Source organism: Devosia sp. GW821-FHT12F11 (genome assembly GCF_058806655.1).
In genome coordinates, this window is the sequence record NZ_JBXAPX010000001.1 from 742588 (window position 1) to 757710 (window position 15123).

Annotated in this window: 13 protein-coding genes; 8 read left to right on the top strand and 5 right to left on the bottom strand. The window is 67.1% G+C overall.

Annotated features, from left to right (window positions below; all coding sequences use genetic code 11):
* Positions 1-63: 63 nt before the first annotated feature.
* From AC1ROK_RS03730 to AC1ROK_RS03745, 4 genes are read left to right on the top strand one after another with little or no spacing between them, the layout of a single operon-like run.
* Complete coding sequence (locus tag AC1ROK_RS03730; protein WP_492843944.1) at positions 64-852, top strand: IclR family transcriptional regulator; 789 nt, start codon at positions 64-66, stop codon at positions 850-852.
* A gap of 19 nt (positions 853-871) precedes the next feature.
* Positions 872-1174 (top strand): L-rhamnose mutarotase, encoded by a 303-nt coding sequence (locus tag AC1ROK_RS03735; protein ID WP_492844677.1) that lies wholly within the window; start codon positions 872-874, stop codon positions 1172-1174.
* Between the two features lie 15 nt (positions 1175-1189).
* Entirely contained in the window at positions 1190-2113 is a 924-nt protein-coding gene (locus tag AC1ROK_RS03740) for a dihydrodipicolinate synthase family protein (protein WP_492843946.1), read from the top strand.
* A gap of 1 nt (position 2114) precedes the next feature.
* Positions 2115-3146 (top strand): aldo/keto reductase, encoded by a 1032-nt coding sequence (locus AC1ROK_RS03745; protein WP_492843948.1) that lies wholly within the window; start codon positions 2115-2117, stop codon positions 3144-3146.
* Positions 3147-3279: 133 nt separating this feature from the next.
* On the opposite strand, the gene cydX is transcribed toward AC1ROK_RS03745, so the two are convergent.
* Genes cydX through AC1ROK_RS03760 form a run of 3 tightly spaced genes read right to left on the bottom strand, consistent with a single transcriptional unit; the run spans position 3280 to position 6160 of the window.
* Complete coding sequence (gene cydX, locus AC1ROK_RS03750) at positions 3280-3414, bottom strand: cytochrome bd-I oxidase subunit CydX (protein WP_492843950.1); 135 nt, start codon at positions 3412-3414, stop codon at positions 3280-3282.
* 11 nt (positions 3415-3425) lie between these two features.
* Positions 3426-4574 carry a cytochrome d ubiquinol oxidase subunit II gene (gene cydB, locus AC1ROK_RS03755; protein WP_492843952.1) on the bottom strand — a complete coding sequence of 383 codons (1149 nt, stop codon included), beginning with the start codon at positions 4572-4574 and terminating at the stop codon, positions 3426-3428.
* An 11-nt stretch (positions 4575-4585) separates the two neighbouring features.
* A complete protein-coding gene (locus AC1ROK_RS03760; protein WP_492843954.1) occupies positions 4586-6160 on the bottom strand; it encodes a cytochrome ubiquinol oxidase subunit I in 1575 nt (524 codons plus the stop codon).
* A gap of 207 nt (positions 6161-6367) precedes the next feature.
* Here AC1ROK_RS03760 and cydD point away from each other — a divergent pair, with 207 nt between their 5' ends.
* The gene (gene cydD, locus AC1ROK_RS03765; protein WP_492843955.1) at positions 6368-8071 is read left to right on the top strand and encodes a thiol reductant ABC exporter subunit CydD; all 1704 of its coding nucleotides are present in this window, start codon (positions 6368-6370) and stop codon (positions 8069-8071) included.
* Positions 8068-9726, top strand: a complete 1659-nt coding sequence (gene cydC / locus AC1ROK_RS03770; RefSeq protein ID WP_492843957.1) for a thiol reductant ABC exporter subunit CydC — start codon at positions 8068-8070, stop codon at positions 9724-9726. Before cydD ends, cydC begins: the two co-directional genes overlap by 4 nt.
* Positions 9727-9779: 53 nt before the next feature.
* Here the strand turns inward: cydC and AC1ROK_RS03775 are convergent, their stop codons facing one another.
* Both AC1ROK_RS03775 and AC1ROK_RS03780 read right to left on the bottom strand, forming a co-directional pair.
* Entirely contained in the window at positions 9780-10502 is a 723-nt protein-coding gene (locus AC1ROK_RS03775; RefSeq protein ID WP_492843959.1) for a Crp/Fnr family transcriptional regulator, read from the bottom strand.
* Between the two features lie 428 nt (positions 10503-10930).
* Positions 10931-11443: a hypothetical protein gene (locus tag AC1ROK_RS03780; protein WP_492843961.1), complete on the bottom strand. Its 513-nt coding sequence runs from the start codon at positions 11441-11443 to the stop codon at positions 10931-10933.
* A 256-nt stretch (positions 11444-11699) separates the two neighbouring features.
* On the opposite strand from AC1ROK_RS03780, the gene AC1ROK_RS03785 reads away from it, so the two are divergent.
* Positions 11700-12371, top strand: a complete 672-nt coding sequence (locus AC1ROK_RS03785; protein WP_492843963.1) for an ABC transporter ATP-binding protein — start codon at positions 11700-11702, stop codon at positions 12369-12371.
* On the top strand, positions 12371-14917 hold the full coding sequence (locus AC1ROK_RS03790) for an ABC transporter permease (RefSeq protein WP_492843965.1): 2547 nt from the start codon (positions 12371-12373) through the stop codon (positions 14915-14917). The genes AC1ROK_RS03785 and AC1ROK_RS03790 overlap by 1 nt, the downstream gene beginning before the upstream one ends.
* Positions 14918-15123: the final 206 nt, after the last annotated feature.

Genomic DNA, 15123 nt, shown 5'->3' on the forward strand with positions numbered 1-15123 from the left:
GGTCTCGGGCGCCGGAGAAACACTTCCCTGACTAGACAGCAGCCGCGAGGAGCAAAAACCTAGATGTCGAGCATCACCCGGTCCGTCCAGGCCATGGATCTGCTGGCCCGCAAGGGTCCGCTGGGGGTCCGCGCCGTGGCGCAGCAGTTGCAGCTGCCGCTCGGCTCGGTGCACCGGATGCTGCTCGACCTCGCCGAAGAGGGGGTGGTCGATCGCACCCCATCCGGCGAATGGGAACTGAGCTTCCGCCTGCTCGAGATCACCGGACTGCAGCTCGAACGCATCGACCTGCCGCGGCTCTGCCGACCGTTCGCCGAACAGATCGCCGAGGCGACCAGGGAGACGGTCAACGTCAACGCGCTGAGCGGCATGTTCGGCGTGTGCATCGACAAGGTACGCGGCAACGAGGGCATGCAGCTCGACATGCGGATCGGCTCGCGCGGGCCGCTGAACTGCGGCGGCGCCGGCAAGGCGATGCTCTCCTACATGCCCGAGGCGCGGCAGGAGGAGGTCTATACCCACCCGCTGCCGGCGCTCACCAGCCACACCATCGTCGATGCCAACAAGCTGCGCGAGGAGATCGGCCGCATCCGCGACCGCTTCTATTCGATCGACGACCAGGAAGTGGTGATGGGCGTCTATTGCGTTGCGGTGCCGCTGCTCGATCGTTCCGGCCACTCGGTCGGCGCCATGAGCGTCACCGGCCCATCGGTGAAAAAGCCCGGCGGCGATAACGTCATGCCGGTTGTCGCCATGCTGTGGGACGCCTGCGAACATGTGAGCCGCCGGCTCGGCTACGCCGGCGAATGGCCGCCGACGGCGGCGTCCAAGGCCACCCGCCTCGTCGGTTAAGGAGAAGACTGTGGTTCGCATGGCCTGGATGATGAAGCTGAAGCCCGGCAACGAGGCGATCTATAAGCAAAAGCACGACGAGATCTGGCCCGAGATGCTCGACGCCATGCGGCGCGACGGCGTGCGCAGCTTCTCGATCTACCGCAATGGGCTCGACCTCTTCGCCTACATGGAGCGCGACAGCGCCCCCGACCCCGCGACGCCGGTCAGCGAACTGACCTGGCGCTGGTGGGAGATGATGGCCCCCTACATGGAAACCAATTCCGACTTCTCGCCGGTGCAGCGCCCGGTCGAGGAAATGTTCAACTTCGAAAATCGCTAAAGAGAGCTATTGCCCATGACTTCGGTGCCAAAGAGTTCGGCCGCCATCAGGGGCGTAGTGCCCATTCTCGTCACGCCGTTTCACCACGATGGCAGCATCGACGAGGAGAGCCTCGCGCGCCTGATCGAGTTCAACGTCGCGGCCGGCGTGCATGGCCTCGGCGTGGCGTTGGGCAGCGAGGTGTTCAAGTTCAATGAGGCCGAGCGCGCCCAGATCACGCGTGCGACGATCAAGGCCGTAAACGGACGCGTGCCGGTAATCATCAACTCGGGCGCCGCCGGCACCGATCTCGCGGTGTTCTATTCGCGCGCCGCCGAGGCGGCGGGCGCCGATGCGCTGATGGTGATCCCGCCCTCCTTCATGCCGGTGAGCTCGGAGGAGATCTTCGACTATTACCGCGCCATCGATGCGGCGGTCGGCATCCCGATCATCCTGCAGGACGTGCCGCAAGGGCCGATCTCGCCGGCATTGGCGCTGCGCATCGCCGAAACCTGCCGCAACGTCACCTACATCAAGGTCGAAACCGTGCCGGTCACCGGCAAGGTGCACGCGATGTCGAGCGCCGTGGGCGAGCGCCTGACCATCTTCGGCGGCGCCGGCGGCAGCTATTTCATCGAAGAGCTGCGGCGCGGCGCGCACGGCACCATGCCGTTCTGCAGCCAGCCGGCCGATTTCGTCGCCGTCTGGGACGCCTTCCAACGCGGCGACGAGGCTGCGGCGCGCCAGCGTTTCGACGCGACGATCATGGCGGTGAACCGGCTGGGCAACCAGGGCGGCGATATCTTCTACGCCATCCACAAGCAGCTGCTGGTGCGGCGCGGCATCATCCGCCACGCCCTGGTCCGCAGCCCGACCACTGCGGTCGATCCCATCACCCAGCGCGAGATCGACGAGCTGCTGGCGACGATCGTCCCGACCCCGGTCGCCTTCGGAGCCTGAGATGGATCCGTTCGCGCTCCGGCCGCTCGGCCGGACCAGCCTCGAGCTGCCCCGGCTCGGGCTGGGCGGCGCGTCGCTCGGCAACATCTTCGATGTCATCCCCGAGACCCAGGCCGACGCCACGCTCGCCGCGGCGTGGGACGGCGGGGTGCGTTTCTACGATACCTCGCCCTGGTACGGCCGGGGGCTCAGCGAACACCGCATCGGGCGTGGCCTCTTCCTCCGCCCGCCGGGCGAGGCGATCGTCTCGACCAAGGTCGGCCGGGTGCTGTTCGCGCCCGATGACGTCGCCGCCTTCGAAGCGAGCGAACGCAGCTGGCCGAACGGGCTGAAGTTCCAGCACCGGCACGACTACAGCTATGCCGGGGTGATGCGCAGCTACGAGGACAGCCTGCAGCGGCTCCGGCGCAACCGGGTCGACGTGCTGGTCATCCACGATCTCGACCTCGCCAACCTCGGCACCGAGGAACGGGTCAGCCAGCATCTCGATGAGCTCGACCGCGGTGGCGGCATGCGGGCGCTCGAGGAGCTGAAAGCGGCGGGACTGATCCGGGCCATCGGCGCCGGCGTCAACCGCATGGGTACTATTCCGCGCTTCCTCGAACGCTTCGAGCTCGATTTCTTCCTTGTCGCGCTGCCCTACACCCTGGCCGAACAGCCGGTGCTCGATGCGGAGTTCCCGCTCTGCGAAGCGCGCGGCGTCGGGGTGATCATCGGCGGCGTCTTCGCCTCGGGCATCCTCGCCACCGGGCCGGTGCCGGGGGCGCGCTACAACTACCAGATCGCCAATGACGAGCAGTTGGGGCGGATTGGCCGCATCGAGGCAGTATGTCAGCGGCACGGTGTGCCGCTGGCGGCGGCGGCGCTGCAGTTCACCCTGCATCATCCCATCGTCGCCTCGGTGATCCCCGGTGCGTTCCACCCCGATCACCCGCGCCGCAACGTCGAGAGCATGCGGGTGGAGATTCCGACCGAGTTGTGGGGCGAGCTCAAGCGTGACGGCTTGCTGCGCGTCGACGCGCCGACGCCGTAAAGCGTTGCCACGGGGTCACCTCTCCCTTGGGGGAGAGGTCGGCGCGCAGCGCCGGGTGAGGGGGCCTTCCCCGCGCTCGGTGCTCGCGGCAAGTGGCTCTCGCGCCACAGCCGCCAAGGACGGCACCGCGCTCTCAGGTGGCCGAACGAGTGTCGTCGGGCTTGGCGTTCGACTTCAGCGCGTCCTCGCGGAACTCGAACCACATGGCGTTGAGAATGCCGAAGCTGCAGGCGAGGCCGACGCCGAGGATCCAGGAAAAATACCACATCGGGGAATGTCCTAATAAGCGTTGGGGTTCTTGTTGAGGCTCGCGGTGGTCACCGGCCCGCGCATCACCCGGAACACCCAGCTGGTGTAGACCAGGATGATCGGCAGGAAGACGATCGTCGCGCACAGCATGACGAACAGCGTCAGCTGGCTCGATGAGGCGTCCCACACGGTGAGGCTCGACTCGGGGTCGATCGACGAGGGCAGCAGGAACGGAAACAGCGACAGGCCGGCCGTGGCGATGATGCCGAAGATGGCAAGGCTCGAGCCGAGCAGCGCCACCAGCCGGGCGCGGGCGCCGAGCGCCCACCAGGCGACGATGCTGCCGAACACCGCGAGGATCGGCAGGGCCATCGTCCACGGCATCGTGCCGTAGTTGCCGCGCCAGGCGCCCACTTCACGCACCACTTCCTTACCGAGCGGGTTCGACGGGGCAATGGTCATCGCCGGGCCGACCAGCCGGTAGCCTTCGAGCACGTAAAGCGCGAACACACCGCCGAGGGCGAACAGCACGATGGTCGCCAGTGCCGACCAGCGGCCGTATTTGCGAGCGCGCTCGGCGATATCGCCGTCGGTGCGGCCGGCGATTACCGTGGCGCCCTGCGTCACGATCATCGACAGGCTGACCAGCCCTGCCAGCAGGGCGAACGGCGTCAAGAGGCCGAAGAAGTTGCCGCTATAGCTGACGCGCTGCGTCACATCGAGCTGGAACGGCGCCCCGAGAAAGACATTGCCGACGGCGACGCCGAAGATCAGCGACGGCAGGAACCCGCCGATGAACAGCGCCGCATCCCAGGTGGCGCGCCAGCGCGGATCGCTGACCTTGCCGCGGAACTTGAAGCCCACCGGCCGGATGATCAGCGCCAGGAGGATCGCGATCATCGCGATGTAGAACCCCGAAAAGCTGACCGCGTAGAGCTGCGGCCAGGCGGCAAAGATGGCGCCACCGCCGAGGATCAGCCACACCTGGTTGCCTTCCCAGGTCGGGCCGACGAGGTTGATCAGCACGCGCCGCTCTTCGTCGGTCTTGGCGACGAAGGGCAAGAGCGCGCCGACGCCGAGGTCGCGGCCGCCCATGATGGCAAAGCCGATCAGCAGGATGCCGAGCAGGGCCCACCACAGGATGCGCAGCGTTTCATAGTCGAGAGGAATAGTGCTCATCGGGCTGTTCCTTACTTGGCGGGAGCGATCGTGGCGGTTTCAACCGGCTCGACCGACTGATCGAAGTTCAGCTTGTCGGATGGGCCGTGCTTGATGGTGCGGACCATCAGCCAGATCATGACGATCAGCAGCGCCGTGTAGAGCACCATGAAGAAGCTCAGCGAGATCACCAGATCCCAGAAGTGGAGCCCCGACGCGGCGTAGAAGGTGGGCAACACGCCCTCCACCACCCAGGGTTGCCGGCCATACTCGGCGATGAACCAGCCCGCTTCGATGGCGAGCCACGGCAGTGGCAGCGCGGCGACCGCCACCCAGAGCAGCCAGCGCGGCTTCTCGATCCGGTGTGTCGAAGCCTTCCAGAACCACAGTGCGAAGAAGGCGATGAAGAAGAAGCCGACGCCGACCATGATGCGGAAGCTCCAGAACAGCGGCCACACGTCGGGCACGGTATCGAGCGCTGCCTGGGCGATTTCCTCGCCGGTGGCGTTCTCGACATCCGGCCGGTACTTCTTGAGCAGCAGTGCATAGCCGAGGTCGGCTTTGGCCGCGTTGAAGGTGTCGCGCGCCGCAGCGTCGTTGCGGTTCGCCTGCAGCGCGTTGAGCGCCTTGTAGGCCTCGACGCCGTTGACGATGCGCAGCGCCGCACGCTCGGTGAGCTCGGTAATGCCCGGCAGGTCGCGATCGAGCGAGCGCGTGGTGATGAGGCCGAGCACCCAGGGGAATTTCACTTCGAAGGCGGGGCGTCCGTCGCTGCCCGGAATGGCGAACAGGGTGAGCGCCGCCGGAGCCGGCTCGGTGTGATACATCGCCTCCATCGCGGCGATCTTCATCTTCTGGTGCTCGGTCGCGACATAGCCCGACTCGTCGCCCAGAACGACGACGCTGAGCGCCGAAGCGAGGCCGAAGCTGGCGGCGACGACGATCGAGCGCTTGGCCAGTTCCTGGTGCTTGCCGCTCAAGAGGAAGATCGCGCTCACCGCCAGCACGAACACCGCGCCGCAGACATAGCCGGCCGATACGGTGTGGACGAACTTCGCCTGCGCCACCGGGTTGAACAGCACCGCCATGAAGTCGGTGACTTCCATGCGCATGGTGTCAGGGTTGAACGCGGCGCCCACCGGGTTCTGCATCCAGCCATTGGCAATGAGAATCCACAGGGCCGAGAAATTGGCGCCCAGCGCCACCAGCCAGGTGACGGCGAGATGCGCCACCGGCTTCAGCCGATCCCAGCCGAAGAAGAACAGCCCCACTAGAGTTGCTTCCAGGAAGAAGGCCATCAGCCCTTCCATGGCGAGCGGCGCGCCGAACACGTCGCCGACATAGTGGCTGTAATAGCTCCAGTTCATGCCAAACTGGAATTCCATCACCACGCCGGTGGCGACGCCCATGGCGAAGTTGATACCGAACAGCACCCCCCAGAACAGCGTCGCCTTGCGCCAGACCACCCGTCCGGTCATCACATAGACGCTCTCCATGATGGCCATCACGAAGGAGAGGCCCAGCGTCAGGGGCACGAACAGGAAATGGTACATCGCTGTCGCTGCGAACTGGATGCGCGACAGATCGACGACGATAGGATCGACCATGGGGATGCCTCGTGTTGTCCGGCCCAAATCTGCACTAGCAGGTCTGCACTAACCCGCCGGCTTGCCTGCCGCAGTACATGCTTTCACGTCGTATCACCTTGATCCAGATCAAGGTGATGCCGCATGACTATATGCCAGGTTTGGAGACCTTCTCCACACGGTAGGTCAATGGACGATAAGGCTAAATTCGTCGCACAGGGGCGGTGGTTGAACCGCTTGGCGGCTGCCGATCGGCCGTTGCTCGCGACGGTGCTCGGCCTGCCGCTGCTCGCCGGCGCGCTGCTGGTGGCGCAGGCCATGGTGTTGGCCGGACTGCTGCATCAGGCCATCGTCGAGGGCGCCGCGACGGCCACGCTGCTGCCGCAGCTGGCGGTGCTGGCGACCATCCTCGTCATTCGCATCGCGTTGGGCGGTCTGGGCGAGGTCGCGGCTGTCCACTTCGGGGAAGCGATCAAAGCGCGGCTACGCGCCGCGCTGGTGGCCGACTTGCTGCGCCGTCCGCCGACCTGGACGGCGGCCAAGAGTTCGGGCGCGCTGTCGAGCACTGTGCTCGAACAGGTCGAGGCGCTCGATGGCTACTTCACCCGCTACCTGCCGGCGATGGTGCAGGCGGCGATCCTGCCGATCGGATTTGCCGCCATCGCCTTCTCGGTCGATTGGATCGTCGGGCTGTTGTTCCTGATCTCGGCGCCGCTGATCCCGGTCTTCATGGCGCTGGCCGGCTGGGGCGCCGAAGCCGCGAGCCGCTCGCAGGCTGCCGCCCTCAACCGGCTGAGCGGCCGCTTCGCCGATCGGCTGCGTGGCCTCGTGACGCTGAAACTGTTCGGGCAGGACGCGGCGGAGACGGCGCGGGTGCGGCTGGCCTCCGAGGAGTTGCGGGTGCGCACCATGCGGGTGATGCGCATCGCCTTCCTCAGTTCCGCGGTGCTGGAATTCTTCGCGGCGCTGGGCGTCGCCGGGGTGGCGCTCTATGTCGGGTTGACCTTCCTCGACCTGGTGAACGTGCACAGCACCGAGCTGACGCTCGCTGCCGGGATGTTCCTGCTGCTGATGGCGCCCGAGGTATACCAGCCGCTGCGGCTGCTGGCGGCGCATTACCATGACCGGGCCTCGGCGAGGGCTGCGGTGGCGGAGATCGAGCGCGAGCTCGATGTGCTGCCGGAGGCGGTGACACCGACGGCTGTGGCTGCCGTGGCGGCTGGTGCCGCGGCAGGAGCAGCGACGCTGGAGCTGCGCTCCGTCACGCTGGCCGATCCGACCGGGCGCCCCGTGCTCGCCGCCGCCGAGCTCCGGCTCGAACCCGGAGCCCGCATCGCCATCCTCGGCGCCAGTGGCATCGGCAAATCGACCCTGCTCGAGGCGGTTGCCGGGCTGCGGGGCTTCAGCGGCGAGATCCGTGTCGACGGGTGGGAGCTTGCCGATGTCGCCGAGCCAGCGCTGCGGCGGCGCGTCGCCATGCTGGGGCAGCGGCCGCGGCTGTTTGCCGGCAGTATTGCCGACAATATCCGGCTCGGGCGGCGCGATGCCGATCATGCCTCCGTAAGGCAGGCGGCGCAGCTGGCGCGGGTCAACGACTTCGCCGATGCGCTGCCCGAGGGGTTGGCGACGCCATTGGGTGAGGACGGGCTGGGCCTTTCCGGGGGCGAGATCCAGCGCATCGCACTGGCGCGCATCTATCTGCGCGATCCCGGGCTGGTGCTGCTGGACGAGCCGACGGCGCATCTCGATACCGCGACCGAGGCGCTGGTCCTCGATGGTCTCGCCGCGTTCGCTGACGGACGGACCCTCGTCGTCGCCACCCATTCGCGGGCTGTCGCGGCGCGGATGGACAAGGTGTTCCGCATCGCCGGCGGCAGGCTGCTGCCGGCGCCGAAGCCGGCGCTCGCCGATCGCAGCATAGGTGCGGCATGAGAGCCATTCTCGCTTTCGCACCGCTGCTCGGCCGATTGAAGGGCCCGATCACCCTCACTGTACTGCTGTCACTGCTGACATTGCTCGCCGGCATCGGCCTGCTAGGACTCTCCGGCTGGTTCCTGACCGCAGCGGCGCTGAGCACGCTCGGCTCGGCGTTCAATATCTTCGCGCCGTCGGCCGGCGTGCGTGGCCTGTCGTTCATCCGTATCCTGTCGCGTTACGGCGAAAAGCTCAGCGGCCACGACATGACGCTGCGGCTGCTTTCCGACCTTCGTGCCTGGCTGTTTGCCAGGCTGTTCCCACTGGTTCCGCTGGCGCGCCGCTTCGGCCGTGGCGACCTGGTGAGCCGGCTACTTGCCGATGTCGAGGCGCTCGATACGGTGTTCCTCGTGGCGCTCGGGCCGATCAGCACGGCGGTGCTGGCCGGCGCTGCGATGACCGTGGTGCTGGCCTTCGCCTTGCCCGGCGCGGCTTTGGTCTATGCGCTCCTGTTCTTTGCCGCGGTGCTGCTGGTGCCGGTGGGGCTGGTGCTCGCCTCGCGCGCTGCCGGCAGTGAGGTGGTCGCCGCCGGCGCGACGCTGCGTCAGGCCGTGCTCGACGGGATCGACGGGCATCAGGACCTGGTGCTGTTCGGCGCTACGGGCCAGGCTGCGGCGGGCGCTGCAACAGCATCGGCGTGGCTGGCGCGGGCCCGTCGGCGGCTTGGCCTTCGTGCGGCGCTGGCCTCGGCGCTGGTGCAACTGCTGGCGGGCGGCGCGCTGATCGGCACGTTGCTCGCCGGGTTTGTGGCGCTCGAGGCCGGTGCGATCGGCGGCCCACTCCTCGCCGGTCTGCTGCTGGCGGTGATCGCCAGCTTCGAGGCCTCGGCCATGCTGGTGCGCAGCGCCACACGGCTTGCTGGGGCGGCGGCTGCCGCCGACCGGCTGCAGGCCATCGCCAACAGCGCGCCCGCCGTCGTCGAACCGGCCGCACCGCTGCCCATTGCATCAGGCGGCGACGTGCGCTTCGAGGCGGTGCGCTTCGGCTACGACCCGAAGCACCCGGTGATCGACGGGCTGAGCTTTGCCGTCCGCAGCGGCGAGTGCGTCGCGGTGACCGGACCGAGCGGCGCCGGCAAGTCGACCATTGCGCAACTGCTGCTGCGGCTGGTCGACCCCGACGCCGGTACGGTGCGGCTCAACGGCAGTGCGCTCAGCGATGTAGCCGGCGCCGACTTCCGACAGCGGGCCGCGCTGATGACGCAGGATGCGCCGGTGTTCCTCGACACCATCCGCGCCAATCTCCGTATCGGGCGCGACGATGCCGATGATGCGGCGCTGTGGGGCGTGCTCGAGGCGGTGCACCTGGCGGAGTTCGTTCGTGATCTGCCGGGGCAACTCGACGCAGTAGTGGGAGAGGCGGGCCGAACCCTGTCGGCCGGGCAGGCGCGCCGCATCTGCCTGGCGCGCACTCTGTTGTCGCGCGCCGACGTCATCGTCTTCGACGAGCCGACCAGCGGGCTCGATGCCGAGACCGAGACGGCCTTTCTCGCCGAGCTGCCGAAGCTGACCCGCGGCCGCACGGCCATTGTCATTGCCCACGCCGCGGTGCCGGCGACGTTTGATCGCGTGCTCGAGCTGCGGGCAGGGCGGCTCGAAGAGGCTCGCCACTAAGCACCGTATGTGTGGGAGCCCACGCACGGGCCGCCCCGACCGTCTGAAACGACCTACCCGCAAAGCCCCCGCAGTGCCGCGAGGTCGGGGATTTCGACCATGCGGTTATTGGTGATCGAGACCACCCCCGCCTGGCGCAGCTTGGTCAGCTGGCGCGACACCGTCTCGATGGTGAGGCCGAGGAAATCGGCGATGTCGGAGCGGGTGAGCGGCAGCTCGAACGTAACGCCGTCGACCGGCTCGGCCGCGGGGTCGGCGTGCATGGCGATGAGGTGGAGGAAGCTCGCCACCTTTTCCTGCGCGGTCTTGCGGCCGAGCGTCACCATCCAGTCGCGCGCCTCGTCGAGTTCGCGCAGCGTCTGCTGCATCAGCCGGTGTTCGAGGGCAGGCGTGGTGGCGATCATCTGCTCCAGCGCCGGAACCGGGATGACGCAGAGGTCGACGGTGGAAGCCGCTTCGGCAGTGAGGACGCTTTCGCGCCCGAACAGCCGGCCCAGGAAATCCGGGGCGAACTGCAGGCCGACCAACTGCTGGCGGCCATCCTCCAGCACCTTGCTGAGCTTGATCACGCCACGCATGACAGTGGCATAGGAGCGGATCGCCATGCTGTCGCCGATCAACTCGTCGCCGTGCTCGTGCCGTTCCTTGTGGGTGTGGCGCGCGAGTTCGACCAGCTCGTCAGGCTTCAGAGCGCCGCACATGCCTCGGTGACGCGCTTCGCAGCTGCGGCACAGCACGGGGGTCTCGGAGTTGTGGATGTCCAGACGCTCGCCCATCGCGGGTGAGCCTTACACTCTCCCGCGGCGCGGTACGTGGTGAGGTTTGTCGCAGCGGCATTCAGTCCCGGGGGGCGGGCCGCGGGGTGTCCTTGGTGTACCACAGCACCCAGGCGAGCGTACCCAGCAACAGGCAGAAGGCGGCGACTACGGCGGTGACAACGATGACGGCTTCGGGGGGCATCTGAACGGTCCTTGCTTGCGGTGCCCGAATTCACCACGCAGCAGCTCGCATCGCTTTGATCTGGATCAAAAGCGATGCGACTTCCGTGACTTAGCTGAAGCGGCGGCCGCGGCTGGGAACGCTGCAGTCGCCGTGTGTGGCGCCTGGAGCGAGATCAGGAAAGGTTGCAGACCTTTCCGGTTCGATCTCGCGACAAGACAACGACTTGGAGCAGGAGTGCGGTTCAATGAAACGCAATCCTGCTCTAGCGCGAGAACGGCACCGAGGCGGTCAGGATCTGGCCGGAATTGTTGAACTCGACCTCGAAGTCGACGGTGATGGAGTCGCCCTCGAGCAGAATCCGCGAACCGATGCGCACATCGTTGCCGCCGCGATCCTGCTGCTTTTCGCGCAGGTCGAAATTGATCGTGTCGCCTTTGATCTGGCCGACCGCGAGGCCGGTGAAACCGGCATTCGAACTCATCACCGCCTGGTAGCGCTGCGCCTTGTCATCGAAAGCGATGGTGCCGCTGACCGACAGGTTCATGTCGATCAGGCTGCACCGGCCGGCATAGTTGATCTTGTTGAGGTTACCCTTGGAAATGCCGAGGCGGCAGCGGAACGGCTCCGGGTTCTGGCCCCCGACCAGTGCGCCCGCCCCCTTCCAGTTGCCCACGTACGACTCCAAGACTTCTACTGGCCCGGAAATCGCCGGCGTCGCCATTCCCGCCAGCGTCATGGCGGCCACGGCCATAGCGGCATGCAGGTGCTGTCTCATCTCGTCCCACGCCCTCCAACGGCGTTCATGCGTTCAGTAACGCTGAAATCTGTATGCGGCCGGCTATTCGGTCCGCTTCTATTTTGACTTGCCCGCCCGACGATGCCAGAGATCATGCCGTGGGCAGTAAGAAGCAAGAGCGGCCTGCACATTCTTTTGGTTTGTCCCCTACCGCAAGTCCCAAATGGCCCTAAGTCAAGACCACACCTCCAGCCCGCGCGCCCAGGCGGCACCGCCGATCGTTGATGCGTCCGGCGTGGACTACACTCTGGAGGTCGCTTCACAGCCGCTTCACATTCTGAAGAACGTCTCGTTGCGGGTCGAAGCGTCCGAAGTTGTGGCCATCGTCGGACCCTCGGGTAGTGGCAAAACCTCGCTGCTGATGCTGCTCGCCGGACTGGAGCGCGCCACTTCCGGTAAGGTGGTGGTCGCCGGGCAGGACCTGTCGGGGCTGAGCGAGGACGATCTGGCGGTGTTCCGCCGCCATACGCTGGGCATCGTGTTCCAGAGCTTTCACCTGATCCCGTCGCTTACCGCGCTCGACAATGTCGGCCTGGCGCTGGAAATCGCTTCGCCCGATCTATCGCTGGTCCAGACCCGCGAAGCTGCCGCAGCGGCGCTCGAGGCGGTCGGGCTCGGTGGACGGCTGCATCACCGTCCGGCGGCGCTGTCGGGTGGCGAGCAGCAGCGCGTCGGGCTGGCCCGCGCCATGATCGCCAAGCCGAGGCTGCTACTGGCCGACGAGCCGACCGGCAATCTCGACCAGGAGACCGGCGCCGTGGTGGTCGAGCTGATGTTCGATCTCGCCCGCAAGCAGGGTACCGCGGTGGTGCTGATCACCCACGATCCGTCGCTGGCGGCGCGGGCCGACCGGGTGTTCACCATGACCGCCGGCGAGCTGGTCGAAACCCGTTCGGTTCCAGTCTGATGCGCGCCGTCCTTGCGGCTATCCGCATCGGCCTGCTCGACATGCGCGGCGATTTGAGGCGCTTCGGCCTCTTGATCGTCTGCCTCGCCGTTGGCACGGCGCTTATTGCCGGCGTCAGTTCGGTCGGCGCCAGCATCCGGCAGGCGGTGGAAGAGAACGCCGCCGTGCTGATGGGTGGCGATGTCGAGCTGTCGCGCGCCGACCGGCAGGCGACCGCCGAGGAGCTGGCGCTGATCTCGCGCTTCGGACGGGTGTCCTATGTTGTCGACACCAATGTGCGCGCCGAGGTCGGCACCGAGAGCGCCTTCGTCGACCTGATCTCGGTGGGCGATACCTATCCGCTGCTCGGCGCCGTCGATAGCCCGCAACTGCCGTCGGGCGAGACGCCGTCTGCCTTCCTGTCGGTCCGCGACGGCAAGTTCGGCGCGCTGGTCAGTCCGCTGATGCTCGACCAGCTCGGCATCAAGGTCGGCGACACGCTTGAGATCGCCGGCACTGAATTCGAGGCGCGTGGCGCGCTGGGTGGCCTGCCCGATGCCGCGGTGCGCGGCTTCCGGCTGGGCCTGCCAGCTGTCATCACCGCCGAGGCGCTGGCGGTGCTCGCCGATCGCACCTCGCCGCTCCCCGGGCTCGGCACTTTCTTTCGCTACAAGCTGGTGCTGACCGAGGGCGATGCCGATAGCGGCAAGGCGGCGCTGGAGACCGCCCTTGCCGACCCGAGCTGGACCATCCGTTCGGCCCGCGAGGGCCTCGGCCCCATGGTGCGCTACTACGACCTGTTCATGCGCTTCCTGGTGATCGTCGGCCTCGCCTCGCTGCTGATCGGCGGGGTCAGCGTCTGGACCAGCATCTCGGCTTACGTCGCCGAGCGCGCCAACGTCATCGCCGTGCTGCGCAGCATGGGCGCCGGGCGAGCTCGCATCTTCGTGCATTTCTTTTCGCAGATCGCGGCGCTCGCAGCCGTTGGCGTCGGCATCGGCCTTGTCATCGGGGCCGGCACGGCGCTCGTCGCGCTGCCCGCCATCGGCGCCGCCGTCGGCGTCGAGCTGGCGCCGACGCTGCATGTCCAGCCGCTGCTGGTGGCGGCCGGCGTCGGCTTCCTCATCGCTTTCGCCTTCTCCTACTTGCCGTTGCAGCAGGCCCAGACCATCAGCCCGGTGACGCTGTTCCGCTCCAAGGGGCTCGCCGCGCCGCCGATCGACTGGGCCGGCCTGATCTTTTCGACGCGCATCGTGCCGCTGGTGCTGGCTGCCGCCCTGTTCCTGTGGCTCGCCGTCATCATGACCGACGATTCGATGCTGGTCGCAGCCTTCGCCATCGTCAGCGTGCTGTCGGTGGTGCTGTTCCAGTTCGGCATCTTCCTCGCCCGGCAGGCGCTGCGGAAGTCGCCAGAACCCGCCAATCGTGTGTTGCGCTATGCGCTGCGCAATATCTCGAGCCCGGGCTCCAACGCCTCCTCGGTGGTAATCTCGGTCGGCCTGGCGCTCGCCATGCTGGTGGTGGTGCTGGTGCTGCAGGTGAACCTCAGGAACGAGTATCTGGGCGCTTCGGTATTCGACGCGCCGACGCTGGTGGCCTCCGATCTCTTCTCGGACGAGGTGGACACGCTGCAGAAGCTGAAGGACGAAGGCGGCGATATCACCGCCTTTGCCGCGACGCCGATGCTGCGCGGCGCGCTCAGCGCCATCAACGACACCCCGGCGGAGCGGTTGCAGCCGCGCGGTCCCGAGGCGTCGTTCCTGCTCTCGGGCGAAATCCCGCTGACCTACCGCCAGGTGCTGCCGGCGACATCGAAGCTGGTGGCAGGGGACTGGTGGCCGGTCGCGTACCAGGGGCCGCCACTGGTGTCGCTGCACCAGAGCCTTCGCGCCGGCCTCGGCATCAACCTCGGCGACAAGCTGTCCTTCGCCATCTTCGGCGACACCATCACCGCCGAGGTCGCCAATTTCCGCGATTACTCGTGGCAGGGCGGCATCGATTTTCTCGCCACCTTCTCGCCCGGTGTGCTGGACGATTATCCCTCGACGCTGCTGGGTGCGGTCACTGCTGCACCGGGACGCGAAGAGGCGGTGGAGCGGGAACTCGCGACCCTCCTGCCCGATGTCCGCTTCATCGCCATCGGTGCGACGCTGGAGCAGATCACCCGGGCCCTGAGCCAGCTGTCGCTTGCCGCCTCGCTGGTCGGCGGGCTGGCGGTGGGCAATGGGTTGCTGGTGCTGATCGGCAGCCTTGCCACCGGACGCCGGCAGCGCCAGGCCGATGCGGTGATCTCAAAAGTGCTCGGCGCCAAGCGCTTCGACGTGCTGTCGGTTTCGGTGCTGCACTATGTGCTGCTGGCGGCCTTTGCCGCCGTGCTGGCGACGCCGCTCGGCATCGGGCTCGCCTGGATTCTCACCATGGTGCTGCTCGAGGTCGAGTTCACCCTTGACGCGACGACGCTCGCCGCGGTCGATCTCGGTGCCATCCTCATCACCGGCTTCCTCGGCGCCACCACCATTGTCGGCGTGCTCCAGCGGCGTTCAGCCGGCTTCCTACGCGAGCCGTGAGCGTTATGCCAATGCTCTAGCCGCTCCCCACACACGGGGTCATTCCCGCGAAGGCGGGGAACTCCGTTTGCGATCGCGCAAAGGCCAAAAAACAGAGGTTCCCGCTTTTCGCGGGAATGACCCGGTGGATGGGGCACCACCCTTGCTTGGCGCGTATCGGCCCGCGCCTGGATGACACGGCTGGGGGAGGCAGGGCGGTGGACTAT